This is a genomic window from Dyella sp. 333MFSha (assembly GCF_900102405.1).
Classification (GTDB): Bacteria; Pseudomonadota; Gammaproteobacteria; order Xanthomonadales; family Rhodanobacteraceae; genus Luteibacter; species Luteibacter mycovicinus.
On sequence record NZ_FNBR01000001.1, the window covers coordinates 151823 to 177741 of the forward strand.

Annotated in this window: 25 protein-coding genes; 17 read left to right on the forward strand and 8 right to left on the reverse strand. The window is 66.0% G+C overall.

The features are described from left to right. The first annotated feature begins 11 nt into the window (after window positions 1-11). The 10 genes from BLT40_RS00655 (at window position 12) to BLT40_RS00700 (ending at window position 11395) form a co-directional block, all read left to right on the forward strand. Complete coding sequence (locus BLT40_RS00655) at window positions 12-722, forward strand: ABC transporter ATP-binding protein (RefSeq protein WP_036111317.1); 711 nt, start codon at window positions 12-14, stop codon at window positions 720-722. A gap of 32 nt (window positions 723-754) precedes the next feature. After that, on the forward strand, window positions 755-2062 hold the full coding sequence (locus BLT40_RS00660; protein WP_090350738.1) for an ABC transporter permease: 1308 nt from the start codon (window positions 755-757) through the stop codon (window positions 2060-2062). A gap of 10 nt (window positions 2063-2072) precedes the next feature. After that, complete coding sequence (locus BLT40_RS00665; protein WP_079522569.1) at window positions 2073-3287, forward strand: ABC transporter permease; 1215 nt, start codon at window positions 2073-2075, stop codon at window positions 3285-3287. A gap of 15 nt (window positions 3288-3302) precedes the next feature. Next, entirely contained in the window at window positions 3303-4604 is a 1302-nt protein-coding gene (locus tag BLT40_RS00670) for an ABC transporter permease (protein ID WP_090350740.1), read from the forward strand. Between the two features lie 7 nt (window positions 4605-4611). Next, window positions 4612-5823, forward strand: coding sequence for an ABC transporter permease (locus tag BLT40_RS00675; RefSeq protein ID WP_090352483.1), 1212 nt, complete (start codon window positions 4612-4614; stop codon window positions 5821-5823). Window positions 5824-5898: 75 nt separating this feature from the next. After that, entirely contained in the window at window positions 5899-7233 is a 1335-nt protein-coding gene (locus BLT40_RS00680) for a sigma-54-dependent transcriptional regulator (protein ID WP_090350742.1), read from the forward strand. A gap of 37 nt (window positions 7234-7270) precedes the next feature. Beyond that, window positions 7271-8635, forward strand: a complete 1365-nt coding sequence (locus BLT40_RS00685) for a sensor histidine kinase (RefSeq protein WP_255363905.1) — start codon at window positions 7271-7273, stop codon at window positions 8633-8635. 52 nt (window positions 8636-8687) lie between these two features. Then, the gene (locus BLT40_RS00690) at window positions 8688-9662 is read left to right on the forward strand and encodes an SPFH domain-containing protein (RefSeq protein WP_090350749.1); all 975 of its coding nucleotides are present in this window, start codon (window positions 8688-8690) and stop codon (window positions 9660-9662) included. Between the two features lie 4 nt (window positions 9663-9666). Further along, a complete protein-coding gene (locus BLT40_RS00695) occupies window positions 9667-10119 on the forward strand; it encodes an NfeD family protein (protein ID WP_090350751.1) in 453 nt (150 codons plus the stop codon). Next, window positions 10112-11395: a threonine/serine exporter family protein gene (locus tag BLT40_RS00700; protein ID WP_079522574.1), complete on the forward strand. Its 1284-nt coding sequence runs from the start codon at window positions 10112-10114 to the stop codon at window positions 11393-11395. The genes BLT40_RS00695 and BLT40_RS00700 overlap by 8 nt, the downstream gene beginning before the upstream one ends. 4 nt (window positions 11396-11399) lie before the next feature. On the opposite strand, the gene BLT40_RS00705 is transcribed toward BLT40_RS00700, so the two are convergent. Then, complete coding sequence (locus tag BLT40_RS00705; RefSeq protein WP_090350754.1) at window positions 11400-11780, reverse strand: tautomerase family protein; 381 nt, start codon at window positions 11778-11780, stop codon at window positions 11400-11402. Window positions 11781-12791: 1011 nt separating this feature from the next. After that, window positions 12792-13115 carry an H-NS histone family protein gene (locus BLT40_RS00710; RefSeq protein WP_036111342.1) on the reverse strand — a complete coding sequence of 108 codons (324 nt, stop codon included), beginning with the start codon at window positions 13113-13115 and terminating at the stop codon, window positions 12792-12794. Between the two features lie 192 nt (window positions 13116-13307). Between BLT40_RS00710 and BLT40_RS00715 the strand changes: the two genes are divergently transcribed. Further along, entirely contained in the window at window positions 13308-14213 is a 906-nt protein-coding gene (locus BLT40_RS00715; RefSeq protein WP_218124505.1) for a hypothetical protein, read from the forward strand. Window positions 14214-14280: 67 nt separating this feature from the next. Here BLT40_RS00715 and BLT40_RS00720 read toward each other — a convergent pair whose 3' ends face one another. Further along, window positions 14281-15981, reverse strand: coding sequence for a proline--tRNA ligase (locus BLT40_RS00720; RefSeq protein WP_079521101.1), 1701 nt, complete (start codon window positions 15979-15981; stop codon window positions 14281-14283). Window positions 15982-16040: 59 nt separating this feature from the next. After that, window positions 16041-16454: a DUF4124 domain-containing protein gene (locus BLT40_RS00725; protein WP_176167765.1), complete on the reverse strand. Its 414-nt coding sequence runs from the start codon at window positions 16452-16454 to the stop codon at window positions 16041-16043. Between the two features lie 159 nt (window positions 16455-16613). On the opposite strand from BLT40_RS00725, the gene pssA reads away from it, so the two are divergent. From pssA to rimI, 3 genes are read left to right on the forward strand one after another with little or no spacing between them, the layout of a single operon-like run. Continuing rightward, window positions 16614-17405: a CDP-diacylglycerol--serine O-phosphatidyltransferase gene (pssA, locus tag BLT40_RS00730; RefSeq protein ID WP_090350758.1), complete on the forward strand. Its 792-nt coding sequence runs from the start codon at window positions 16614-16616 to the stop codon at window positions 17403-17405. Beyond that, on the forward strand, window positions 17405-17869 hold the full coding sequence (locus tag BLT40_RS00735; protein ID WP_079521104.1) for a hypothetical protein: 465 nt from the start codon (window positions 17405-17407) through the stop codon (window positions 17867-17869). Before pssA ends, BLT40_RS00735 begins: the two co-directional genes overlap by 1 nt. Before the next feature lie 7 nt (window positions 17870-17876). After that, the gene (gene rimI / locus BLT40_RS00740; RefSeq protein ID WP_036111354.1) at window positions 17877-18350 is read left to right on the forward strand and encodes a ribosomal protein S18-alanine N-acetyltransferase; all 474 of its coding nucleotides are present in this window, start codon (window positions 17877-17879) and stop codon (window positions 18348-18350) included. A gap of 6 nt (window positions 18351-18356) precedes the next feature. On the opposite strand, the gene BLT40_RS00745 is transcribed toward rimI, so the two are convergent. Beyond that, window positions 18357-20840 (reverse strand): ABC transporter permease, encoded by a 2484-nt coding sequence (locus tag BLT40_RS00745; protein WP_090350760.1) that lies wholly within the window; start codon window positions 20838-20840, stop codon window positions 18357-18359. Next, window positions 20837-21523 carry an ABC transporter ATP-binding protein gene (locus BLT40_RS00750; protein WP_079521106.1) on the reverse strand — a complete coding sequence of 229 codons (687 nt, stop codon included), beginning with the start codon at window positions 21521-21523 and terminating at the stop codon, window positions 20837-20839. Before BLT40_RS00750 ends, BLT40_RS00745 begins: the two co-directional genes overlap by 4 nt. Here BLT40_RS00750 and BLT40_RS00755 point away from each other — a divergent pair. The 3 genes from BLT40_RS00755 (at window position 21522) to BLT40_RS00765 (ending at window position 23999) form a co-directional block, all read left to right on the forward strand. Next, entirely contained in the window at window positions 21522-22133 is a 612-nt protein-coding gene (locus tag BLT40_RS00755) for an arylesterase (RefSeq protein WP_090350761.1), read from the forward strand. The genes BLT40_RS00750 and BLT40_RS00755 overlap by 2 nt on opposite strands. Window positions 22134-22251: 118 nt before the next feature. After that, a complete protein-coding gene (locus tag BLT40_RS00760) occupies window positions 22252-22980 on the forward strand; it encodes a response regulator transcription factor (protein ID WP_036111366.1) in 729 nt (242 codons plus the stop codon). 26 nt (window positions 22981-23006) lie between these two features. Further along, complete coding sequence (locus BLT40_RS00765) at window positions 23007-23999, forward strand: sensor histidine kinase (RefSeq protein ID WP_090350763.1); 993 nt, start codon at window positions 23007-23009, stop codon at window positions 23997-23999. 46 nt (window positions 24000-24045) lie between these two features. Here BLT40_RS00765 and BLT40_RS00770 read toward each other — a convergent pair whose 3' ends face one another. Together BLT40_RS00770 and BLT40_RS00775 are read right to left on the reverse strand one after the other, a co-directional pair. After that, entirely contained in the window at window positions 24046-24627 is a 582-nt protein-coding gene (locus BLT40_RS00770) for a response regulator transcription factor (protein ID WP_079521108.1), read from the reverse strand. Beyond that, complete coding sequence (locus BLT40_RS00775) at window positions 24624-25904, reverse strand: ATP-binding protein (RefSeq protein ID WP_239709097.1); 1281 nt, start codon at window positions 25902-25904, stop codon at window positions 24624-24626. The genes BLT40_RS00770 and BLT40_RS00775 overlap by 4 nt, the downstream gene beginning before the upstream one ends. Window positions 25905-25919 lie beyond the last annotated feature (15 nt).

The following is a 25919-nucleotide window of genomic DNA, read 5'->3' on the forward strand; positions in this document are numbered from 1 at the left end:
AGGGAAACGTCATGCTCAAGATGAACCATCTCGCCAAGGTCTACCGCACGGAAGTCGTCGAGACCTACGCCCTGCGCGACTTCAACATCGATGTGAAGGAAGGCGAGTTCGTGGCCGTCACCGGACCGTCCGGCTCGGGCAAGACCACCTTCCTCACCATCGCCGGCCTGCTCGAGACGTTCACCGGGGGCGAATACCACCTGGACGGCGTCGAAGTGAGCAAGCTCGACGATAACGCCCGCTCGAAGATCCGCAACGAGAAGATCGGCTTCATCTTCCAGGCGTTCAACCTGATCCCCGATCTCAACGTGTTCGACAACGTCGAAGTGCCGCTGCGCTATCGCGGGATGAAAGCCGCCGAGCGCAAGCAGCGCATCATGGATGCGCTCGAGCGTGTCGGCCTGGCCTCGCGCGCGAGGCATTACCCGGCCGAACTCTCCGGCGGTCAGCAGCAGCGTGTCGCCATCGCCCGCGCACTCGCCGGCTCACCGCGTCTTCTTCTGGCCGACGAACCGACCGGTAACCTCGATACACAGATGGCCCGCGGCGTGATGGAACTGCTGGAAGAGATCCACCGTGAAGGCGCCACCATCGTCATGGTGACTCACGATCCGGAACTCGCCGCACGCGCGCAGCGCAACGTCCACGTGATCGACGGCCAGGTGGTCGACCTCGCTGAAGAACCGCGCTTCCACTCGCATCCCAACGTCGCCCACTCCTGATCGTACCGCCGCTTCTCCGGGGGAATCCGTCCATGTTCAGTTACTACCTCCATCTCGGTATGCGCAGCCTGAGGCGCAACCCGGTCCTCACCGCACTGATGGTGATGGCCATCGGCTTCGGCGTGGCCGCGTCGATGACGACGTACTCGGTGTTCCGCGCGACGTCGCGGGATCCGATTCCACAGAAGTCGGCCGTGCTCTACAACGTGCAGGTCGACAACTGGGGTCCCGAGAATACGGAGAAGGGCGAGCCACCCCCGGCATTGTCGTACCAGGACGCGATCGCGCTGCTGCGGGCACACAAGGCCGAACGGCAGACGGTGACCTATCCGATCGGCATTTCCGTGATTCCGGAAGACCCGAGCCGTTTACCGGTGCGCGAAGGTGCGTACGCGACAGGTGCCGACTTCTTCCCGATGTTCGATGTGCCCTTCATCCAGGGACAGGCATGGACGCTGGACGACGACGAGCGCCATGCCAGCGTCGCTGTGATCTCGAAGACGCTGAACGACAAGCTGTTCGACGGCGGCCAGAGCGTCGGCAAGCAGATCAACATCGATGGCCATCTGTTCCGCATCAGCGGCGTGATCCAGGACTGGGCGCCGCAGCCGCTGTTCTTCGACGTGCCCAATACGAGCGGGTTCAACGATGGCGCCTCGGTGTATGTGCCGTTCAACCGGGCTGTCGATCTCAAACTGCCCAATAGTGGCAACAACAACTGTGTCGCCGATCCCGGTGAAGGCTGGGACAACTATCTGCGTTCCGAGTGCATCTGGCTGTCGCTCTGGGCGGAGCTGCCGACCCGTGTCGCGGCGGACTCCTACCGTCAATACATCGCCGGCTATGGAGCCGAACAACAACGTGCGGGCCGTTTTCGCTGGGCACCCAACGGGCGCGTGCGTGACGTGATGGACTGGTTGTCGGTGCAGAACGTCGTTCCACCGGAGTCGCAGGTGTCGCTGGTCGTATCGCTGGGCTTCCTGGTGATCTGCCTGGTCAACACGGTGGGTCTGCTGCTGGCGAAGTTCATGCGCCGGGCGCCTGAAATCGGCGTTCGCCGGGCGCTGGGCGCGTCACGGCTGCATATCTACGCGCAGTTCCTGATCGAGGCGGGCACGATCGGCGTCGCAGGGGGCGTCCTGGGTCTGATCCTTACCGGGCTGGGCGTGCTCGGCGTGGGGCTGGTCTTCCCCGAGCCCATCGCCCGGCTGGCGACACTGGACCCGATGCTCGTGCTGCTCACGCTCGTGGTGTCGATCGCCGCGTCGATCATCGCCGCTTTCTATCCGACCTGGCGCGCCGCCCAAGTGCAGCCCGCCTGGCAGCTGAAGTCGAACTGAGGATTTCATCGTGCAGATACTTCCCATCCTCGCCGCGCTGCGTCGGCATAAGGCCGGCACCATCCTCATCGCGCTGCAGATCGCCTTGACCCTGGCCATCGTCTGCAATGCCCTGTTCATCGTGCATGAGCGCGTCGAGCGCGCGAACCGCCCGACAGGCATGAACGAGTCGAACCTGATCGCCGTGCAGAACCGGTATGTAGGCGCGCCCTCGACCTACCTTCCGATCATAAGGACGGACATCCAGGCCATTCGCGCCATGCCCGGCGTGGAAGATGCGTATGTCACCAACACGTATCCGCTGCGCCGGGGTGGCTGGTCATTGACCGCGCGCACGGCACCGGATGCGACCAAGGGCGGCGCGCAGACCGCGCTCTACTTCGGCGACGAGCACACGCTCAAGACGCTGGGCGTGCAGCTCATCGCCGGCCGGAATTTCACGGCCTCCGAGGTCGGCTCGTTCGAGCGCCAGGAGTCGCCGTCCCCGCCGCAGGTGATCGTGACCAAGACGCTGGCCGACAAACTTTTTCCCAACGGCGATGCGCTGGGCAAGGTTATCTATTACCGCGGCGGGAAGCCGTCGACCATCATCGGCATCGTGGCGAAGCTGACCGTTCCGTGGATCGACATGGACTTCATGGACAGCGTGACGATCATGCCGCTGACGTTCAATGACGGCGGACAGAGTTTCATGATCCGTACCAAGCCGGGCCAGCAGGACGCCGTATTCAAGAGCGTTCCCAAAGTCCTGTTCGACGTCAACCGCATGCGTGTGCTTCCCGAAAAATACGGCATCCGCACCTTCGAAACGGTGCGTGCGAACGCCTACGAGGCGGATCGCGGCATGGCGATCCTGATGAGCGTCGTCTGCGGCGTGTTGCTGGCCATCACGGCGGCGGGCATCGTGGGCTTGTCGAGCTTCTGGGTCGGGCAGCGGCGTAAGCAGATCGGTGTGCGGCGCGCATTGGGGGCGAAGCGCAGCGATATCCTCAGTTACTTCATGACCGAGAACTTCCTGATCGCGCTCGCCGGCGTGGTCGTCGGCACGATGCTCGCGCTGGGGCTGAGCCAGTGGATGTTCACGCATTTCGAGATGAAGCGGCTTTCGTTTACGTACGTGATGGTCGGCGTGGTCGCGTTGCTCGGCCTCGGTCAGGCGGCGGTGTTCGCGCCGGCGCTGCGCGCCTCTCGGGTGTCGCCTGTCGAAGCGACGCGGAGCGTCTGAGGCGTGGAAGTATCGATGTTCGCCTATTACCTGGAACTCGCCTTTCGCAGCCTGAGGCGGAGCAGGGCACTGACGGCGCTCATGATTCTCGCCGTCGCGCTAGGGATCGGGGCCAGCATGACCACGCTGACCGTCCTGCACGTGTTGTCGGGCGATCCGCTGCCGGAACGCAGCGGATCGATCTACATGCCCCGGCTGGACCCTCGCGATCTGAGCCACGCGGAGGATACGAAGCTACCCGTGCAGGTCACCTGGATCGACGGCATGCGCTTGCTGAAGGACCGTCGGGCGGACCGGCAAGCCCTGATGGTGGGTGGCACGGTACCGGTCCAGTCCGACGATCAGGCCATGGATCCGTTCATCGAGCACTCGCGCTATACGACGGCAGACTTCTTCGCGATGTTCGATGTGCCGTTCCGCTACGGGCAGCCGTGGAGCGATGCGGAGGACGAGTCCAGGGCACACGTGGCCGTGATCGGAGCCGATCTGAACGACCGGCTGTTCGGCGGCACCAACAGCGTCGGCCGGACGATACGCGCTAACGGGGCGGATCTTCGCATCATCGGCGTGCTCGATGTCTGGCGACCCGTGCCGCATTTCTACGATATCTATACCGGCAGCTTTTCGGGCAGCGAAGGCGTGTTCGTCCCGCTCTCGACGGCCCGCGCGCTGGAGATGGGCCGAGACGGTGGGATCAGCTGCTGGGGCGAGGGGTCGACCGCCGAGAACGAGATGGAACGTGCCTCGTGCACCTGGCTGCAGTACTGGGTACAGCTCGACAGTGCGGCGCACCTCGAAGCGTATCGTCGCTACCTCGACGGCTACGCGCACGAGCAGGCGGCGCTTGGCCGTTTTCAGCGTCCCCAGCACCCGGAGGTGACCGGCCTGCTCGCTTTCCTGGAGGAGCAGAAGGTCGTTCCGAGTGACGTCCGCCTGCAGGTGTGGCTTGCCCTCGGATTTTTTGTCGTGTGCCTGGTCAACACCGTGGGGCTGATGCTGGCCAAGTTCATGCGACGCGCCGGCGAAGTCGGTGTGCGGCGGGCACTGGGCGCGTCACGGCGCAGCGTGTTTGCGCAACTGCTCACCGAGGCCGGCCTGATCGGTGTGGCCGGAGGCGTGGGTGGGCTGATCCTCGCGTGGGCCGGACTCGCCCTGGTGCGAAGGCAGCCCGATGCGTTCGCCCGGCTGGCTCATCTCGATCTGACCATGCTCGTCGCCACGTTGCTGCTTTCGGTGATCGCTACGTTGATCGCCGGCCTGCTTCCCGCCTGGCGCGCGTGCAGCATCACGCCCGCGCTGCAGCTGAAGAGTCAATGACATGAACATGCAGATCGGACCTATCCTCTCCACACTGCGACGCCATCGCTTCACCTGCACGCTGCTCGTCCTGCAGGTCGCCCTGACGTGCGCGATCGTCTGCAACGCGGTTTTCCTGGTGCGCGACCGGCTGGCGTGGATGGACACGCCCAGTGGCGTCGACGAAGACCGTCTGGTGCGTATCGAAGTGGGCGACATCGGTATCCACACCGACATGCATGCACGCACCCTGGCGGATCTGGCCGCTCTTCGCGAGGTCCCGGGTGTGGAAGACGCCACCGTGGCCAACTCGGTGCCTTTCGGCGACCGTAGCTGGAGCAGTGGTCTCGGTCGTCAGCGCGATCAGCATGTGTCGAGCCTGAATACCGGTAATTTCTACGGCGAGCGCATCGGCGAGATCATGGGTGTGCAGCTGGCCGAAGGCCGTTGGTTCCGCCCCGACGAGTATCGCTGGATGGACGATGTCGTCAGCGCGAAGGTCAAGGTGGCCCCGTCGATCATCCTTTCGAAAGACGCCGCCGACCGGCTTTTCCCCGACGGGCATCCGATCGGTCGAAGCGTGTTCGTCGGCGATAACGAGATGCGTGTGGTCGGTGTCGTGAAACGCCTGTCGCGCGCCGGGGGCGGCGACCGTGGGCAGGTCGCCTTCAGCACGATGGTGCCGCTCCGGGAATATCCGGCGATGGGCGCGGCCTTCGTGCTGCGTGTAAGGCCGGGCGAGGCGGACCGCGTACTGACGGCCGCCGCGGCGAAACTTCGCCAGCTCGACCCGCGGCGGGTGGTCACCGGCAAACAGCGTTACAGCGACATCCGCGACGCGTATTTCGCCAGCGATCGTGCCATGGCCGTCTTGCTGGTCGGTGTGTGTATCGCACTGCTCACGGTGACCGCGCTGGGCATCGTCGGGCTGGCCAGCTTCTGGGTGGGCCAGCGGCGTCGGCAGATCGGCGTACGGCGGGCACTGGGCGCGCGCCGGGTCGACGTGCTGCGCTACTTTCAGACCGAAAACTTCCTGCTGGCCAGCATCGGGATCGGCCTAGGCATGGTGCTGGCTTACGGTATGAACCTGCTGCTGATGTGGCAATACGAAGTGCCGAGACTTCCGCTGGTCTATCTGCCGGCCGGGGCGATCATCCTCTGGCTGCTCGGGCAGGTCGCCGTGCTGGCACCGGCCCTGCGCGCGGCGGCCGTCCCCCCGGTGGTCGCGACACGTGGTTAGAATGAAGATTCATGCGAAAGGCTTTCAACCTTTTGGTCATCGAGAAGCATCCATGCCTGCATGCCAAAGGTTCACATGCGCTGCGTACTGATCATTGACGACAACCCCGCCGTCGGCGAGGCCCTTTCCCTGGCTCTCAGCCTCCGCGAGATCCGGCCCCTTGTCGCGCTCACACCCGAAGAAGGCCTGGCGATGCTTGGCCGTGAACGGATCGATGTCGTCATTCAGGACATGAACTTCACCGCCGACACCACGTCGGGGGAGGAAGGCATCGCGCTGTTCAAGGCCATCCGCGCGCGTTACACCGACCTGCCGGTGATCCTGCTGACGGCGTGGACGCACCTCGAAGCCGCGGTGGAACTGGTCAAGGCCGGCGCTTCCGATTATCTGGCCAAGCCGTGGGATGACAACAAGCTGCTGGCGACGGTGGAAAACCTGCTGGAACTGGCCGAAGCCAACCGCGAGGCCACGCGTGTCCATGTCGAACGCCGTCGCCGGCGCGAAGCTCTCGAAAGCCGCTACGAACTCGATGGCCTGGTATTCGCTTCCGAGGCCATGAGCCGCACGATCGAGCTTGCATGTCAGGTCGCGCGTTCCGACGTATCCGTGCTGGTGACCGGTCCCAACGGTGCCGGCAAGGAACGCATCGCCGCGATCGTGCACGCCAATTCCGCCGTGAGGCACGGGCCGTTCGTCGCGGTCAATTGCGGTGCGCTTCCCGGGGAGCTGATCGAGGCCGAGCTGTTCGGTGCCGACGCCGGCGCGTATACGGGCGCCAACAAGGCGCGTGAGGGCCGCTTCGAGATGGCTCATGGCGGCACGTTGTTCCTCGACGAGATCGGCAACCTGCCGCTGCCGGGGCAGATGAAGCTGCTGCGCGTGCTCGAGACGGGCCAGTTCGAGCGACTGGGTTCGGGGCGGACGCGACAGGTCAAGGTGCGCCTGGTCAGCGCGACCAATGCCGACCTCAAGGCGATGATCGCTGCGGGCACCTTCCGCGAAGACCTCTATTACCGCCTCAACGTCATCGACGTGAACCTCCCTCCGCTCTCCGAGCGCAGCGACGATATCCTGCCGCTGGCCGGGCATTTCCTGGACGGCAAGGCCACATTGACCGAAGACGCTCGCGAAGCCCTGCTGGCGCACTCGTGGCCGGGCAACGTACGTGAGCTGAAAAACGCCATCGCGCGTGCGGCGCTGCTGGCACCGGACGGTCGCATCGAGCCGGTACACCTCAACCTCCCGCCGCCGGCGGCGAACGCCACGCGCAACCTCGACGAACCCAGCCGCGAGTCGGTCGAAGCAGCCCTGGCCTCGGCGGGCGGGGTCATCAGTCGCGCCGCGAACAGCCTGGGCCTGTCACGGCAAGCGCTCTACCGGCGGATGGAGCGATACGGGCTGGCTGTCTGACGCGCCGCCGATGAGGACGCTCACGCTAGAGGGACGGATGACGATCGTGGTGGCCGCATCGGCCATCGTCGGCGCGCTGGTGTTCGCGGGCGTTTCCATCTGGCCTTTCCCGCAGGTGCTGGCGTGGATGCGCGCGGTGCCTGACAAGACCGGCAAACTGCCCACGCCGGGGCCGATCGAGGCGTTCGACGGCACCACGGCCCTGGTCATCTGTCTTCTCGTGTTGCTGCCGCTGTCGGCCTGGGTGGCGCACCTTCTGGTCGAGCCCCTGCGTCGTCTAATGCGTGCGCTGGAGAGCGCACTGGCCAGTTATCGCGACGGGGATTTCAGCATCTCGATCGGATCCGGGCGCAACGACGAACTCGGCGATCTGATCCACATGCACAACGCGCTTGGCCAGACGCTGCGCGAACAACGCCAGCATCTCGCCCAGCGCGAGTTGCTGCTGGACACCGTGGTACAGAACACGCCCGTCGCCCTCGTGTTGACCGATGCGACAGGCAAGGTCACCTACGCGAACATCGCGGCGAGGCATCTCTTCAACGAAGGCCGGGCGTTGGCGGGTCTCGACTTCGCGACGGTGCTCGAAGCCATGCCCGCCAACCTTCGCGATGCCGCCGGCGCCGGCGAGGACGCGCTGTTCAACGTCGAGATGGATGGCAGCGAAGAGACCTTCCACCTTTCGCAGCGGGGCTTCCGTCTGCAGGGGCGGCCTCACCGGCTTCAGCTGTACCGTCGCATGACGCGTGAGCTTTCCCGCCAGGAAGTACACACGTGGAAACGGGTCATCCGCGTCATCAGTCACGAACTCAACAACTCGCTGGCGCCTATCTCGTCGCTGTCGCATTCCGGTGCCGAACTCGCACGTCGCGGCGATCTCGCCCGGCTGCCCGGGGTCTTCGCCTCCATCGGCGACCGCGCGAAGCACCTGCACAGTTTCATTGCCGGCTACGCCAGCTTCGCCAAGCTGCCCGCGCCGCAGGCCCGCGAGGTCCCCTGGGCGCCGTTTCTCGACGATCTGGCTCTGCACGCGGAATTTCGCCTTGCGGCGCCCTTGCCCGAGCATCCGGGGTGGTTCGATCGCACCCAGGTCGAGCAGGTGCTGATCAACCTGATCAAGAATGCGCACGAGGCCGGCGGGGAGGCCACGGAGGTCAGCCTGGCGGTCCACCACATCGGCCGCGAGACCCTGATCGAGGTGGCCGACCGCGGCCCGGGCATGAGCGACACCGTCCTGGCGCAGGCGTTATTGCCTTTTTATTCGACCAAGCGCTCGGGTACCGGCCTTGGGCTGGCGCTTGCCCGAGAAATTTCGGAAGCCCATGGCGGCCGGATCGCGCTGTCCAACCGCGACGGCGGCGGCCTTCGCGTCACCCTGTTGCTTCCCGCCGGTCCGGCCTGAGTCGCTTCGCCTATACTCCGGGCAAGACACCGGAAATAGGGAGCGAAGGGCCATGGGAAATATCGTCGTCGCGTTCGTCGTCGTGGTGGTTGCCGTCACCGTGCTGGCGAAGCTGATCCGCATCGTGCCTCAGGGCTACGAGTGGACGGTCGAGATGTTCGGCAAGTACACCGGCACGCTGACACCGGGTCTGCATTTTCTGATTCCCTTCGTCTATGCGATCGGTCGCAAGATGAACATGATGGAGCAGGTCCTCGAGGTTCCCTCGCAGGACGTCATCACCAAGGACAACGCGGTGGTCCGCGTGGATGGCGTCGTCTTCTACCAGGTGCTGGATGCCGCCAAGGCCGCGTATGAAGTCGCGAACCTCGAAGGTGCGGCGCTGGCGCTGATCATGACGAATATCCGTACCGTGCTCGGTTCGATGGATCTCGACGAGAGCCTCAGCCAGCGCGACGCGATCAATGCCAAGCTGCTGGGCGTGATCGACGAGGCCACGCATCCGTGGGGCGTCAAGGTCACCCGTATCGAAATCAAGGACATCTCGCCGCCGCGCGATCTGGTCGACGCGATGGCCCGGCAGATGAAGGCCGAGCGCGAGAAGCGCGCCAACATCCTCGATGCTGAGGGCTTCCGTCAGGCGGCCATCCTCAAGGCGGAAGGCGAAAAGCAGTCCGCCATCCTGAGCGCCGAGGGCAAAAAAGAGGCCGCTTTCCGCGAAGCCGAAGCACGCGAGCGCCTCGCCGAGGCCGAAGCCAAGGCGACGACGATGGTCTCCAACGCCATCTCGCATGGCGACGTCAACGCACTGAATTACTTCGTGGCCAACAATTACGTCGAGGCGCTGAAGGAAATGGCCAAGTCGCCCAACCAGAAGACGTTGCTGCTGCCGATGGAAGCCACGGGCATCCTCGGTTCGCTGGCGGGCATCGCCGAGCTGGCCAAATCCTCGCTGGCCACGCAGCAACAGCAGCGCCCGCCGCAGGGCGACGGCACCGTCAATCGCACCCCGCCAGTGCCCCGCTGACGCCATGAGCCAGATCGCGCTGCATTACCTGTGGTGGATCGCCGCCTTGCTGCTGCTCGGCGGCGAGGTGCTGTTGCCGGGTTACTTCATGCTGTGGATCGGTCTCGCCGCGGCGGTCATGGGCGTCGTGCTGTTGGCCGTCCCCGGTCTGACCGCGCTTGCACAGGCCGTGATTTTCGTGATCCTCGCATTCGCCTCCTGCTTCCTTTACTGGAAATGGGTGCGGCCGCGGCTCAACCGTGTTCCGGCCGGCAACGAGCGGCTCAACCGTCGTGGCGAACAGCTGATCGGTCAGCGTTACACGCTGTGCGAGCCGATCGTGCAGGGTCGCGGCAAGGCGAAGGTGGGCGACGGCATGTGGCTGGTCACCGGGCCGGATCTCCCCCTGGGTGCCACCGTCGAGGTCGTCGGCATCGACGGCACCACCCTGCGCGTGAAGGCGACGGACGTTGCCTGAGGTCGCACCGCTGACCGTTCCGGTGAGCTTCGCCACCACGGCGATCAACACCCGCATCGCGTTCCTCACCGAGCTGGCGCGTCGCCTGCACCAGTACGGCACCACCGCACCGCGCCTGGAGACCGCCATCGGTCGCTCCGCGCAGCGCCTCGGCCTTTCCGCCGAGGTCTGGTCCAGCCCCACCGCGATCATCGTGTCGTTCGCCGATCTGGGGCAGGGCGACGACGGCGTCGCCCAGGTCACGCAGGTCATGCGCCTGCCGCCCGGCGACGTCAACCTCGCGCGCCTCTGCGAAGCCGACCGCATCGCCGACGTCGTGATCGACGGCCGGATGGAACTGCGCGAAGGCTTTCACCTGTTACGCAAGCTGGGTGCACCGGAAACCTTCCGTGCCGAGCTCGGCGTGATCGCTAGCTATGGCCTCTGCGCGGCCACCGTCGTCGGCCTGCTGTTGCACAGCGCGTGGCCCGATCTGGTCACCGCGGGTTTCATCGGCGTTCTCATCGGTTCGATTACCGTCGCGTCGGGCAGCCGACCGCGGCTCGCCGCCGCCAGCGATGCGATCAGCGCCATGGTCGCCACAGCCATCGCGATCGTCGTCAGCGCCTACCTGGTGCCGCTGGCGGTCAAGTCGGTGATCCTCGGCAGCCTGATCGTGCTGATGCCCGGCATGGCGCTGACCACGGCCGTGCGCGAAATTTCCAGTCAACATCTCGTGGCCGGTGTCGCGCGCATGGGTGGCGCGGTGGCCACGCTGCTGAAGCTGACCTTCGGTACCGTGGCGGCCAGCCAGCTGTGCGAGGCCTTCGGTATCGTGTCGCGCGATTACTCGCTGCCGCCACTTCCCGGCTGGGCCGACTGGCCGATGCTCGCGGTCGGCGCTTTCTCGTTCGCCATCCTGTTCCGCGCCGCCCGGCGCGACTGGCTGGTCGTGATGGGGGCCGTCATTCTCGGTTACCTCGCCACACGATGGGGAGGCAGTATTTCGGGCTCGCTGCCGGGCGCGCCGTTCGGCGTGTTTGTCGGCGGCCTGCTGCTGGGCTCGCTCAGCAATGTCTATGCGCGCTACGCCCAGCAACCGGGCGCCGTCGTGCGCGAGCCCGGCATCATCCTGCTGGTGCCGGGCTCGGTAAGCTTCCGCAGCGTCTCCTATCTGCTGGACCGGGATGCCTCACTGGGCATGGATACGGGCCTGCTCGGTGTCACGCTGCTGGTGTCGCTGGTGGCGGGCCTGTTGTTCGGCGACCTGATCGTCGCGCCGCGTCGTTCGCTCTGAGCGGTCAGCTGGCGTATTGAGCCACGCCGTTGCCAAACGACCAGTTCTCTTTTTTGACCTCGACGAGATTGACGAAGACGTCGCCCGGTTTGACGCCTGGCGACTTGCCCAGATTTTCCGCGATCGCCTGATACAGCGCTTTCTTCTGCTCGAGGGTGCGCGTGTCGTTGAAGGTGATCTGCACGATGACGATGTCGTCGGTGCGTTCGATACCGAGGTAGTGCGCGTCGTAGACGAGACCTTCCGCATCGTGTTCGGCGATGACCTGGAAACGGTCATCGTGCGGCACGCCGATGCTGACCAGAGCGTCATGAACGGCTTTCCCGAGCGCGCTGCGATAGGCGGCATCCTTGCCACGGCGGACATCGATTCGGACGAGGGGCATGAGGTTGGCTCCGGGGATAATCCGCCCGGTTTACGCCGGGGGCGGGGGAGCGTCAAGGGCGTGCTTTCGATCTCGCGGGCTTGGTTCGGCTCGGCTTGCGCCATCGCATTTGGCTTTGTCGCGAGCGTGTTGTGTCGCGTTGGAGAGCCGGCGGGGGTGACCCTCGAGGCCACGCCTGCGGCGACCCCTCAGGGAAGGGCCGCTACCGCCGCCGTATATCAATGGCCTTCGGCCGGGTCGGGCTCCGACTGGGGGTTTTCGAGTCGGCTGTCCCTGCCTCCCCGAAAACGGCCGGTCATCCCTGACCGGCCCCGCCCGCGCGGCCTCGTCCAGTCGAAGCCCTCGCCTGCGGCTACCGGCCCCGAGGGTCACCCCCGCCGTCTCTTTGGTGTACCGAGGTGGGTTGGTGGTCGAGCGGGGTGTGGCTTCTTCGCTTCGTTGGCTTTTCGCGCGCAGGGCGCGCTCCTACAGGCCGCCATGTATCCCACCATTGCGCTCGCCGCGCGGTAGGAGCGAACCCTGTTCGCGAACCCTCAGCCTAGCTAAGGCGAACGAGGCGATGCGCCCAGGCAAGCGAGCGTTCCCATCCAACGAAGCGCACCGCCGCTCGACCCACCCGCAACCTCAGTCCCCCAAAGAGCCGGCGGGTGCCACCCTCGCGTCCGGTAGCCGCAGGCGAGGGCTCCGACTGGAAGAGGCCCGTAGGGGGCCGGTCATGAATCACCTGCCGTTTTCGGGGAGGCAGGGACAGCCGACTCGAAAACCCCCAGTCGGAGCCCGACCCGGCCGAAGGCCATTGAGATACGGCCGCGGTAGCGGCCCTCCTTGAGGGGTCGCCGCAGGCGTGGACGCGAGGGTGGCACCCGCCGGCTCTTCCCGACCTCACCGCACGCCGCGACAAAGCCAAACGCGATGGCGAAGCCGAGCTCCCGAAACAAACACCACGCCGATTCGCAAAAAAAAGGCCCCGCATTCGCAAGGCCATTTTTCTCGTTTATGTCGGGATGTAAATCACACCAGCAGATCGCTTTCCTTTTTACCGGCCTTCAGCGCGTCATTGAACCAGCGCGGACGCTTGCCGCGTCCCGACCAGGTCTGTTCCTCGTTATCCGGATTACGGTATTTGGCAGCAACCACCGTGCCGGCGCGTTTGGATTTCGGGGCGCGGGCGCCGAAGACGTCGTCGAAGGTGAAACCTTCGGCGCGGATCAATTCATTGATTTTGTCGCGCAGTGCGGAAACTTTCTCCCTGCGCAGCTCGGTTTGGCGGGACTGGGCCTTGGCGATCAGCTCGTTGAGCTGATTGTGGCTGAGGTTCTTGATATCGACGGCCATGGGCATTCTCCCTGTTCTGGTTTCACAGTAAATCGACGTATTAATCGATGCGATTAATTTCACACACGCTCGGGTCGGAATTGTGAACCAAGTGGCGGAATAATGGCAGCTTACCGTGGGACTCTCAGCGCAATCGGAGCCGATTATCGGAATAATCCTACAGCGGCGCCGTTCACTGGAATGGAATAACTCATGTCCATCATTAGCATTGGCGTACGACGTGTTGCCCTCGCGGTCGCCCTGGCCGGCGGTGTGAGCCTTTCGGCGCCGGGTATGGCGGAATCCGCCGTGTACGGCGGCGGCCCGTTTTACAGCGGCGGTACGCCCGTCATGGACGACCTCCGGGCATCGGGATTCACCACAGTCATGCTGTGGAGCGTGCATGTGGATACCAATGGCGACCTGCACCTCAACGATGAGCCCCTCATCAGTGACGGCAACTACGTCGGCCCGAACACGGGCTGGTCAGCCGAGCTGGCGACGCTCAAGCAGGCGCCTACGTCGGTGAACCGGATCGAGGTGTCGATCGGTGCCGGCGGTACGACGGACTTCGAGAGTATCCAGGCACTGGTCAACGGCACCGGGGCGGGATCGGGTACGGGGCCGGACAGCATCCTTTACCGTAACTTCCAGTTGCTGAAACAGATTACGGGCGCGGACGCGGCGAATTTCGACGATGAGAGCGCCTACGATCTGGCATCGGCGACGGCCTTCGGTCAGATGCTGGCGGGGCTCGGCTACAAGATCACGTTCGCGCCTTATACCAATCGCAGCTTCTGGGCTTCGCTCAAAGCCAACCTGGGCAGTGCCGTGGACAAGATCTACCTGCAGGACTACGCGGGTGGCACGGGTAACGATCCGGCGCAGTGGACGAGCGCGCTCGGCATGCCGGTGATTCCGGGGCTCTGGTCGAAGAACGGCACGGGCTGCAGCGCTGGCGATTCGCCGGCGACCGTGCAGTCGAAGATGACTGCCTGGAAACAGAGCGCCGGTATCCCGGGCGGCTTCATGTGGCTGTACGACGATATCCAGAAATGCTCGGCGCCGGGCCGTACGACGGCGGACTACGCCAACGCGATCAATGCCGCCGTCCAGTAGAGGCGGCCGGTAACCGCGACGGGAGCGCGGCTCGTGCGCTCCCGTCGCGCCTGTCACTCAGGGACCATCACGCTTCGAGCAGCGCGAGCAGTTCTTCGCGCGTGACGTTGCGCGATTCGGCTTCCGTGCGGGCGCGGTATTCGAACGTCCCGGCCTCGAGGCCGCGGCCGCTCACGACGATACGGTGCGGAATACCGATCAGTTCCATGTCGGCAAGCATCGGACCGGTACGGAGTCCGCGGTCGTCGAATGCGGTGTCGATGCCGGCCTGCGACAGTTCCTGATAAAGCGACTCGGCCGCCTCGGTGACGACGGGATCGTTCTTCGGATTGATGACGCAGACCACCACGCGCCACGGCGCCATGGCGTCGGTCCAGATCATGCCGGCGTCGTCGTGGCGCTGCTCGATGGCGGCGGCGACGATGCGGCTGACGCCGACGCCGTAGCAACCCATGTACATGGTGGCCATCTTGCCGTTGTTGTCGAGCACGCGCGCGCCCATGGCTTCCGCGTACTTCTGGCCGAGCTGGAAGATATGACCGACCTCGATGCCGCGGGCCAGACGGATCGTGCCCTTGCCGTCCGGGGACGCGTCGCCTTCCACCACCTTGCGGATGTCGGCTACGCGGTTGATGCGGGCATCGCGCTGCCAGTTGGCGCCGGTGAAATGGGTGCCGTCCTGATTGCCACCGCAGACGAAGTCGGCGAGCACGGCGGCGCTGCGGTCGACGATGACCGGAATGGAGTCGGGCAGGCCGACAGGGCCGATGAAGCCAGGGCGTGTGCCGGTGGCGGCGAGGATCTCCGCTTCGCTGGCCAGTTCGGAATCGTCCGGAAGCTCCGGCAGGTGGGCGGCCTTCACTTCATTGATGTCGTGATCGCCGCGCACGACGAGCGCGACCAGGCCTTCCAGGCCGCGAACGAGGATGGTCTTCACCGTCTGCGAAGCCGGTACGCCGAGGAACGCGGTGATCTCGTCGATCGTGCGCTGCGTGGGCGTATCCACGCGGGTGAGCTCGGCCGACGGGGCGGGACGCTCGATGGCCGGTGCCAGCGCTTCGGCTTTTTCGATGTTGGCCGCATACGACGAACCGTCGGAGAACGCGATGGCGTCTTCGCCCGAGTCGGCGATGACCTGGAACTCGTGGCTGGCGCTGCCGCCGATGGCGCCGGTGTCGGCGTCGACGGCGCGGAATTCCAGGCCCAGGCGGGTGAAGATGCGCGAATACGCGTCGTACATGACCTGGTAGGTTTCGCCGAGCGATTCCGGGGTCAGGTGGAACGAGTAGGCGTCCTTCATCAGGAACTCGCGCGCGCGCATCACACCGAAGCGCGGGCGGATCTCGTCGCGGAACTTGGTCTGGATCTGGAAGAAGTTGAGCGGCAGCTGCTTGTAGCTCTTCAGCTCGTTACGCGCGAAGTCGGTGATGACTTCTTCGTGCGTGGGGCCGTAGCAGAACTCCTGTTCCTTGCGATCCTTGATCTTCAGCAACTGGCCGCCGAATTTCTCCCAGCGGCCGGTTTCTTCCCACAGTTCGCGCGGCTGCACCGAAGGCATGAGCACTTCGATCGCGCCGGCGCGGACCATTTCCTCGCGAACCACGGCCTCGACCTTGCGCATCACGCGCAGGCCCAGCGGCGACCAGGTGTAAAGGCCGGACGCCAGCTTGCGGATCATGCCCGCGCGCAGCATCAGCTGGTGGCTGGCGATTTCCGCGTCGGCGGGGACTTCCTTGACGGTGGCGAGATGAAACTGGCTGAGGCGCATGCGGGCGATTCGTCGGGAGTAAGACGCCGATTATAGTTGCAAGCCCCAGCCAGCGCCGATCACTTGCAGTAAAGCGTCATCTGCGCCTGTGTGGTTTCGATCTGGCGCTTCTTCCCGGCGTCGTCGAGCTGCTGGGAACCGCCCTTGCCGTCATCGATGGAGATGACCTGTTCCTTGCCCAGCACGTCCATGTTCTTTCGCAGCTGGTCGCAGAGCCTGGCGCGGTTGGCCGGGTTGTCGGCGACCTGGGTGCCGGGTGCGGGAGGCGCGGCTTCCGGCTTCGCCGGTGCGGCGGGGGCCGGTGCCGGTGCCTCGACCGTGCCGCTGGTCTTCACCTTCTCGTATCTGGCGTTGTTCGGCGGCGGCGTGTCCGCGTAATGGGTGACGCCCTGAGCGTCCTTCCACTTGTATGCCTGGGCCAGCGCGAGGGGGCAGGCCGTGACGAGGAGTGCGAGGACAAGGCAGCGACGCATGCGTGATTCCGGCAGGTGGGTGGATGGCGCAAGAAGTATCACCGGGCCCCCTGCCACGCAAGCGACCCCCGTCCCGGTTTCACGCACCGCGGCACCGGCGGCGGCCTGACGCATCACGGCGCCTGGGCTACACTGGCGGCCCATGTCACGGAATGGCCCATGAGCGATCCGATCCAACCCCGGGGGCCGCGTCACCGCGGCATCTATCTGCTGCCGAACCTTTTCACCACGGGCGCGATGTTCTCGGGGTTCTACGCGATCGTCTCCGCGATCGGCGGGCACTACCAGACGGCCGCTCTGGCCGTGTTCGTCGCGGCGATCCTCGATGGCATGGACGGCCGCGTCGCCCGCATGACCAACACGCAGAGCGAGTTCGGCGTGCAGTACGACTCGCTGTCCGATCTGGTCAGCTTCGGGCTGGCGCCCGCGCTGGTGCTGTACACCTGGTCATTGTCATCGCTGGCTGATTACGGACAGGTATGGGGCAAGATCGGCTGGGCCGGTGCCTTCATTTACGCCGTCTGCGCGGCGCTGCGTCTTGCCCGCTTCAATACCCAGGTGGGCGTGGCGGACAAGCTTTACTTCCAGGGACTGGCCAGCCCGGCGGCGGCCGCCCTGTGCATGTCCTTCGTCTGGACCATGGTCAAGTTCGACGTGCCGGGGCCGACGGTCGCGTTCTTCGCGCTGCCCATGGCGGTGATCGCCGGCCTGCTGATGGTCAGCAACGTGCGCTATTACAGCTTCAAGGCGTGGCCCAAGGGTGACCGCGTGCCCTTCATCTGGCTGATCGCCGCGGTGCTCATCGTGGTGCTGTTGCTCATCGACACCGCGCGCGTGCTCTTCGCCGTCGCGGTGATCTACACGATATCGGGCCCGGTGATGACGCTGTGGGGCCGTGCGGCCCACCGTCGTCGGGTGCGTCGCCATGCCCGGGTGCCGGGAGGCAGCTGATGGCCGCGATGCCCGCCCGTCACGCGCGACTGCTCAAGGTCATGGGTGTGACCCCATGGCGCCTGCGTGTCACGGAAGCCGTGGAGCCGTCGCCGTTCGAGCCGGCCAACGACCCGGTCGATGGTGAGCGCGTGGCCTGCGTCGTCGTCCTGCCCGCGGGATGCAGCGAGCGTGAAATGGAACTGCTCGGTCGCGCCTTGCGCGCCTTCGGCGCCGTTACCGCGCGTGCGGCGCGGCTGGAGGTCGGGCCCAACGGCCTCGAGCACGTGCCGGTCGCCTCGGCGTATCTTGTTTTCGGCGATGCTCAGGCGCGAGCCCTGGGCCATCAGTTGCCGGCCGCCGCGCTCGCCGCGGCACAGATCGTCCTCGTCGACCCACCGTCAGCCATCGTGTCCGATGCGGCCGCCAAGCGCCGTCTCTGGAACGGTCTGCGCGCTCTGGGCCGCGCGTTCGCACGGAGCTGAGCCCGCCATGGTCGCTGTCGCCCGCCCGTCCACCGAAGTCCGCGCGATGCGTCGCGACGACCTCGATGCCGTCGTGGCGATCGAGCACGCGTCCTATCCGTTTCCCTGGAGTGCGGGCATCTTCCGCGACTGCCTGCAGGCCGGCCATAACTGTTGGGTAATCGTCCACGAGGGCGACATCGCCGGGTACGGCATTCTCTCGGTGGCCGCGGGGGAGGCGCATGTACTCAACGTCTGCATCGGTGACGCCTGGCGTGGACTCGGTTACGGCCGCCGCATGATGCGACGGCTGCTCGATCTGGCCCGCTGGTACGGCGTGGAGCGGGTGTTTCTCGAAGTACGCCCCTCCAACCCCGTCGCCAGGGCGCTTTACGACTCGCTGGATTTCCACGAGATCGGACGTCGGCCCGGTTACTACCCTGCGGAAAACGGGCGCGAAGAGGCCATCGTAATGGCCTTCGACATGCACCGCCCGGACTGAGCCGACTCAGCCTTCCCGCAGCAGCGCCATCGGCGATGTGTTGAGCACGCGTCGCGTCCCGTACAGGCCGATCAGCATGACCACCAGCGCCGCCAGCGCGGCGGCGCCGATGAGCGGCCACAGCGGCGGCACGAAGTGTTCGATACGGAACACCGCCTGGCCGAGCCAGATGCCCGCGCCCGTGGCACCCAGCGCCGCCGTCAGGCCGGCGACCAGACCCAGCAACGCGAACTCGCAGGCCGCGGCAGCCCTCAGTTGCAGGCGGGTGGCGCCGAGCGTGCGCAGCAGGGCGGCTTCCTTCCGCCGCTCCTGTGCGCTCGCCGCCAGGGCGGCCGTGAGCACGAGCGCGCCCGCCAGCAGGCTGAAACCGAGTACCCAGCGCACGGCGCCACCGACGCGGTCGACGATCTCGCGGACGCGGTCGAGCAGCGCATCCACGTCGATCAGGCTGAGGTTGCCGTAGTCGCGCGACAGTTTCGACAACTCATCCGCGTGGCCACGAGGCAGATAGAAACTGGTCAGCCACGTGTGCGGAAGATCGGCGGCATGGGCCGGATCGAGCATGAGGAAGAAGTTGACCCGGAACGAGCTCCAGTCGACCTTGCGGATGCTCGTGACGCGCGCGTCGAGGCTGCCTTCGCCCACCTCGAAACGAAGGGTGTCGCCGAGCTTCAGCTGGAAACGGTCACGCCACGACGTATCGATGGACACTTCGGCCTGCGCCGGCGAGGCGCCGGGCCATGCCCCGGCGACGATCTGATTCGACGGCGGGAGCTCCGCGCTCCACGAGAGGCGCAACTGCTGATCGGCCGAATCGCGGCCCTGCTGGTCGTCGAAGGTGAGTGTGTCGATCGACTTGCCGTTGATCGCGGTGAGCTTGCCCACGGCGAGCGGCATCATGTTGGTCCGGCTCGCACCCATGTGAGTCAGCGCGTTGGTGAAGGCGTCGCGCTGGTCGTCCTGCAGGTTGAGCGCGAACCAGTTAGGTGTATCGGCAGGCAGTTCGCGTCGCCAGCCGTCGAGCAGCGACGGAGCGATCACGGCGAGCAGGAGGAGGGCGCACAGTCCGAGCGACAGAGCGGTGGCCTGGATCAGCGACAGCCCGCGTCGGCGTGCCAGCGCCGCAAGGCCCAGACGAAGCGCGGGGTGCGCGCCGGGGGCGATGCGGCGTGCGACGACCAGCAGCAAGGCCGAAAGCAGCGCGGCGACGACGGCGACGCCGCTCAGGCTCGCCGCGAGGATGCCGGCCAGTCTGGCCGAATCGCTTTGCACCCACACCAGCGCGATCGCGGTCAGCAGCGGGATGAGGTACAGCACGTCGAAGCGGCGGACGCGTCGCTGCATCGACTCGCGGAACACGGCGACCGGCGGCACTTCGGCGAGGCGCACGAGCGGCGGCAGCGCGAAGCCGGCGAGCACGGCCAGGCCCATCGCGGCGGCGGCAAAGACCGGTCCCAGCGGCAGGGTGGTCGGAATGTTGTCGAACAGCTGGCGCGCGAAGTACCACGCGCCCTGGGCGAGGCCGATCGCAATCAGCATGCCGACGGCGGCGGCGGGCAGCGCCAGCGCGGTCAGCGTGCTGATCAGCAGCGCGACCACGCGTCGGCGCGGCGTGCCGAGCGCGCGCAACAGCGCGACTTCGGACGCCTTGCGTCGTGCATAGCGCGACGATGCCAGCGCGATAGCGACACCCGCGAGCAGGGCGGAGAGCAGGGCGGTCAGGCGCAGGAAGGCGCTGGCGCGATCGAATGCCGAGCGCATGCGCTCCTGCATTTTCTCCGGTGTGATCAGGTCGGCGCCCTGGGGCAGGGCGTTCGCTTCCAGCGACGTGCGCCATGTGGCGACCGCCGCCGGCGGACCCGAGACCAGCAGCCGGTGACGAGCGCGACTGCCGACGGACAGGAGCCCGGCCTCCGTCGCGTCGTCGAGATTCATCAGCGCACGCGGCGCGAGAGCGAACAGCTCACCGCCGTCGGGCTGGCGGACGAGTTCGGCGCTGACGCGAAGGTCGCGTCCCCCCACCTGGACGGTCTGGCCGGCGTGAATGCCGAGGCCGACCATGGCCCGATGATCGAGGAAGAGTTCGCCGCGTCCGGGACCGTGGGCACTGCGGTCCTTGCCGTCGGCACCGCGGACTTCCAGCGTGCCGCGCAGCGGGTAAGCCGCATCCGTCGCCTGGACATCGAGCAACTGGCTGTGTTCGCCTACGAAAGCCACGCTGCGAAAGGCCGCGCCGCGCGATGCCGTGAGTCCGTCGTCCTGTGCCGAACGAAGCATGGGCTCAGGCAGTGGCGCAGGCGCGGATACGCCCAGATCGCCACCGATCAGTTCGGCGGCGCTCGCGAGGATGCCCCGTTCGATACGGGTGGACAGCGTGGCGACCACGCCGAGCGCGATGACGGCAAGCACCAGCGACGCGGCGAGCGTGCGCAGTTCGACCAGATGCCATTCGCGGCGCAGCGTACGCAGGGCGAGCCGTGCGACGTTCATGCAGGAACTCCGAGGCGGCCTTCATGCAGTTCCGCCGAGCGGGCGCAGCGCGCCGCCAGGCGAGGGTCGTGGGTGACGAGGATGAGCGTGGTCGCATGCTGCCGGTTCATTTCGAAGAGCAGGTCGCCGATGTGTTCGCCCGTGTGCTGGTCGAGATTGCCGGTGGGCTCGTCGGCAAACAGGATTCGCGGCCGGTGGACGAACGCGCGCGCGAGCGCCACGCGCTGCTGCTCGCCGCCTGACAGCTGCGCGGGATAATGCCGGCGCCGTGCAGCCAGGCCCACCGAGTCGAGCGCGGCGTGGGCGCGTTCCCGCGCCGAGTCGTCGCCTTCGAGCTCCAGCGGCAGCATCACGTTCTCTTCGGCCGTCAGCGCCGGGAGCAGATGGAACGACTGGAACACGAAACCGACCAGACGTCGGCGGATGGCGGCGCGAGCTTCTTCGTCGACCGCCTCCAGTGCCTGACCGTCGATCCGCACGCTGCCGGATGTCGCCACATCGAGGCCGGCCAGCAGGCCGAGCAGGGTGGTCTTTCCGGAACCGGACGCGCCCACGATGGCGAAGCTCTCACCGGCGGCCACGCGGAGGTTGACGCCGGAGAGGATGTCGAGTCGTCCCTCCGGGCCGAAAACCGACTTGCTAACATCGGTCACTTCGAGAAGAACACGGGAAGAATCGCTCATGCGTCGTTGCCTGGTCCTGTTGCTATGGGTTTGCTGCGCCATCGCCTCCGCGGCGGATGCGCCACGTAAGGTGCTGGTGCTCGGGGACTCGTTGTCGGCGGCACACAACATTCCGGTGGATGCCGGATGGGTGCGCCTGCTCGACGCTCGCACATCGAAGATGGCGACGCCGTGGACGATGGTCAATGCCAGCATCAGCGGCGAAACCTCGCTTAGCGGCCGGAACCGTCTGCCCGGCCTGCTCAAGACTCAGCGTCCCGGGGTGGTGGTGATCGAACTGGGCGCGAACGATGGGCTGCAGGGATTGCCCCTGGGTCAGCTGGCGGCCAACCTCGACGTCATGATCGATGCGGCAAAGGGGGCGGGCGCCAATGTCCTCCTGCTGGGGATCGAACTCCCGGTCAACTACGGCCCGCAGTACCGCGACGGCTTGCGGAAGGTTTATGCCGACGCCGCCGCGAAGCATAAGGTGCCTCTGCTTCCCTTCCTGCTCGACGGCGTGGCGCTGGATCCCGGCCTGATGCAGGACGATGGCCTGCATCCGACAGCCAGGGGCGAGCCCCGTGTCGCGGAGAATGTGTGGAAAGTGCTTACGCCGCTACTTAGGTAGACGACGCCACGTGCACGTCCTCGTACGCAGAATGAATGCTCAATTTCGGTCTTCACACGGTACTCACTGGTCCGGCCGTTAACTCTTCACATTTGTGAATCAGCGTAGGAGTGGAGCGATGAGCAACCGCGATGAACAGGCAGGCCTGATCCTTCTGGTCGAAGACAACCGCCAGATTGCCGAGATGGTCGGCGAGTTTCTGGAGCGCAGGGGCTATTCGGTCGACTACGCCGCGGATGGCGTCAGTGGCCTGCACCTGGCCGTTTCGAACAGCTACGACGTCATCGTGCTGGACCTGATGCTCCCGGGCATGGACGGTCTGGATGTGTGCCGCAAGCTGCGCAAGGACGGCAAGAAGTCCACGCCGGTCCTGATGCTGACGGCTCGCGACACCCTGGAAGACAAGCTGGTCGGCCTCGAGGCTGGCGCCGACGATTATCTGGTCAAGCCGTTCGAGGTCCGCGAGCTGGAAGCCCGTCTTCGCGCGCTGATCCGTCGCGACCGTCGTCAGGTTTCGTCCGAGGTTCTCAACGTGGGCGACATGACGCTGGACACCGCCACGCTGCGCCTCACCCGCGGCGGGCAGGAACTGACCGTCTCGCCGATCGGCCTCAAGCTGCTCGCCATCCTCATGCGCGAATCGCCGCGCGTGGTCAGCCGCCGTGACATCGAGCGCGAGATCTGGGGCGACACGCTGCCCGATTCCGACACCCTGCGTTCGCACCTGTACAACCTGCGCCGCGTGATCGACAAGCCGTTCGACCGTCCGCTGCTGCACACGATCCACTCGGCGGGCTACCGTCTGGCCGATCTGGATTCCGAAGTCGCCGCGTCGCAGACGGCATGAGGAACATGCAGGACCAGGCATAGTCGATGGAAGGCAGCAAATCGCGGGGGACCACCCGACGGGGCTCGTTCAAGGCCCGTATCGCGGTGGTCTTCACTCTGCAGACCCTCGTCGTGGTCATCGCTTCGGTGATGGCTGCGAACAACGTCGCGCCCATCGGCGCGGCGATCGCCATCATGCTCTCCTCGGGCGGGCTGGCGTGGCTGGCCGTGTCCCGCGAATGGCTGCCAGTGGCGGCCCTTGCCAAACTGCTCGATGGCTGGGATTCCGAACGGCCGGACATGGCGGCGCTGGACGAGCAGAAGGGCAGGAAAGCGGACGGCGACATCTCCAAGCTTCTGCGCGGACTGCACGGTCTTGCCTCCCGCATCGAAGGCTACAGCGAACGCGAGCGCAACTTCACCCGTGACGCCAGCCACGAACTGCGCAGCCCGCTGACCGTCATCAAGATGTCCTCGGACATGCTGGCCGACGAAACCGATCTGTCGGATTTCGGCCACCGGTCGCTGGAGCGCATCCGCCGCTCGACCCGCGAACTCGAAGCGCTGGTCGAGGCTTTTCTGATCCTCTCGCGCGAGTCGGATCAGGGGCTGGCCGAGGAAGATTTCATCGTCAACACCGTGCTTCGCCAGGAAGTGGACTACGCGCGGGAGCTCATCGCGGGGCGTCCGGTGGAACTGATCCTCGACGAGCCGGCGACGTTCGCCCTGCATGCGTCGCCGCGGGTCTTCGCGGTGCTCTGCGGACAGCTGATCCGGCACGCGCTTCAGCAGACGGACCAGGGCACGATCGTGGTCACCGTCATGCCGGGCAGTGTCAGCGTGATCAATCCCGCCGTCGACACGACCCCCGATCCGGGGACACGTCGACATGCTTCGGTGAATCCGCACGGTTTCGACCTGGCGATCGCCCGGCGTCTGTCCGACCGCTTCGAATGGCCCCTCGAAACCCGCGCGTTGCCGGGTGCGAGCCGTGTCTCGAGCGTCCGCTTCCCGAACCCGCAAGCGGTCGAAGCGTAAGGCGCGGGCAGGCGTTGCCGCCGCGCCACGATCTTCCTGCGTTAAATCACGACTCGTCCGGCCGCTCACGCACGGGGTGCTTGCTCAGCTTGCGCTGCAGCGTGCGTCGATGCATGCCCAGACGACGCGCCGTTTCAGAGATGTTCCCTTCGCACTCGGTCAGCACGCGCTGGATGTGTTCCCACTCCAGACGACGCAGCGGCAGCGGCGCGTCCGGCGCGTCGACCAGATCGTCGGCATCCATCGGACCCGAATCGCCGTCCAGCAACGCGCGAACGACGGCGTCCGCATCCACCGGCTTGGCAAGGTAGTCATGCGCGCCCCGCTTGATCGCCTCCACCGCCGTGGCGATGGACGCGTAGCCGGTCAGCAACAGCACGCGGATGTCCGGAACCAGCGACTGAAGTTCGGGAATCAGGCGCAGGCCGTTCTCGTCACCCAGCTTGAGGTCGAGCACGCAGTAGCGAGGCTGGTGGCGGCGGGTGAGCGCGCGCGCATCGTCCACGTTGTCCGTGGCGATGACCTCGAAACCGCGCGAGGTGAGCGCACGCCCGAGCACGCGGGCGAACGTCGCGTCGTCATCGACGATCAGCAGGGGGCGGCCGCCGGGTTGGGCGATATCGTTCATGTATGGTCTCCGATGACCGAAAGGGGAAGGCGCAGGCGCATCTGCGCGCCGTGGCCAGTGTTGCTTGCGGCAAGCTCGCCGTCGAGGCGTTCCGCGGTGGCTTCCGCCAGCGCGAGCCCGATGCCGAGACCGGTATCCTTCTGCGACAGGCCGAGCGTACCCAGTTCGTCGAACTCGTCAAATCCCGGACCCTCGTCCGTGACGACCAGCTCCAGCCAGGGGCCGACGATGCCGATCGCCAGCGAGACCGCCGTACTCTCGTTCATGGCGGAGGCGTCGGCGGCGTTGTTGAGCAGGTTGATCAAGGCGTGGCGTAGCCCGGGCGGCGAGCGCAGCGCGACACGCCCGGCCCCGGGTTCGACGGACAGGCTGACTTCGGCCTCCGGACGGAGCAGCTGAAAGCGCTCCATGACGCCGTGGATAAACTGGTCGAGGGTGATCCGTTCCGGCACCTGGGACAGCTGCGCCTGGCCGAAAGCGACCATTTCGCGAAGGATGGTCCGGCAGCGTTCGACCTGGCCGTCGAGCAGGTCGAGGTCGTCACCCAGCGCGTTGTCGCCCGCATGCTCGCGGCGGATCTCCGGAAGCAGGGTGCGCATGGTCGACAGCGGCGTATTCAGTTCGTGCGCGGCACCTGCTGCCTGCGTGGCGATGGCGAGGATGCCCTCGTCGCGCAGGGCACGTTCGCGTACGCGCTGCACTTCGCCTTGCTGCACGCGGATCGCCTTGGCCAGATTGCTGATGAAGACGCCGAGCAGGACCGCCATGATCACGAAGTTGACGCCCATACCCGCGACGTACAGGTCGAAATCCTGGGCTTTATCGCCCAGCGTCGGCAGCGGCAGGTGATAGGGCACCAGCAGCACATAGGCCACACCGGTCAGGATCGCCACAAGCGACACGCCGGCGATGGACAAGGCGGCCGCGGACAGCGCGATCGGTACCAGCAGCAGCGCGACGAACGGATTCGAGGCGCCACCGGTGAAAAAGAGCAGGTAACCCAGCACCAGCGTATCGGCGGCGATGTGCACGATGGCCTCGCCCTCGCTCACCTTCCACGGCATACCGAGGCGGAACGCGGCGGTGGCGGCGAAAACGGCCAGGATGCAGACACCGATCATCAACGGCAGCAGCGGCACGTCGAGGCGGAGCAGGGTGACGCAGGAGAGGATGGCCACGCTCTGGCCCGCGATGGCGCAAAGGCGGAGCCAGGCGAGCGTACGCGCTAGTGCGAAGGGACCGGAGCGGGACGATGGCGAATGCAGGGTGTCGCTCACGGGTTATCGATCTCG